Source organism: Gluconobacter sp. R75690 (assembly GCF_015244525.1).
Taxonomy (GTDB): Bacteria; Pseudomonadota; Alphaproteobacteria; order Acetobacterales; family Acetobacteraceae; genus Gluconobacter; species Gluconobacter potus.
Genome location: NZ_JABCQB010000047.1, coordinates 1 through 841, shown reverse-complemented (window position 1 = coordinate 841; position 841 = coordinate 1). Strand labels below are relative to the sequence as shown.

The 841-nt window shown below is 53.6% G+C and carries 1 protein-coding gene; it reads left to right on the top strand.

Annotation, left to right across the window (positions count from 1 at the left end; translation table 11 throughout):
- A partial coding sequence (locus tag HKD27_RS16255) for an IS5 family transposase (RefSeq protein ID WP_194690224.1) occupies window positions 1-841 on the top strand: 841 nt, incomplete at both ends.

Sequence of the window (841 nt, the reverse complement as noted above, 5' to 3'; positions counted from 1 at the left end):
TCCGGTGTTGATGTTCAAAATCCTGGTGATCCAGACACTGAACAAGCTCTCCGACGAGCGGATGGAAGACCTGATCAATGACCGTCTGTCTTTTATGCGCTTCCTTGGTCTGGGCGTGTCGGATCAGGTGCCCGATGCCAAAACGATCTGGCTGTTTCGTGAGCGGCTGACGCAGGCCGGTGCGATTGAAAGACTGTTCAACCGCTTCAATACCCTATTACGGAACGCCGCTTATCTGCCGATGTCGGGCCAGATCCTGGACGCAACGTTGGCGGCGCCAAAGCAGCGCAATACAAACGCTAAGAAGACGGACCTCCGGGAAGGACGGATCCCACAAGACTGGCAGGACAAACCCTCAAAGCTGTCTCATAAGGACAGGCATGCGCGCGGGACGCTGCAATTCACCAAAGCAAAGCGACAGGATGATGGAACATTTCCGGCAACGGATCTTGCCATCTCGTTCTTTGGATATAAATCCCATGTCTCCATCGACCGGAAGTTCAGGCTGATCCTTCAATGGAAGGCAACTGATGTGGTCGCCAGTGATGGTGCCCGACTGCGTGAAGGTCTGCTGGATAAAATCAATACGGCATCAACAGTCTGGGCAGACACAATCTACTGCTCAAAAGCCAATGAAGACTTCATGGGCAATCAGGGTTTTGTTTCAAAGGTTCACAGGGAAAAGCCTCATCTCAAGCCCATGCCGCGGCATATCCAGCGGTCCAATGCCGGAAAATCCGTCGTTCGGTCCCGTGTCGAGCATGTCTTTGCCGATCAGAAAGCACAGACGGGACTGTTTGTCCGGACAGTGGGTATCACCCATGCCACCATGAGGATCGGG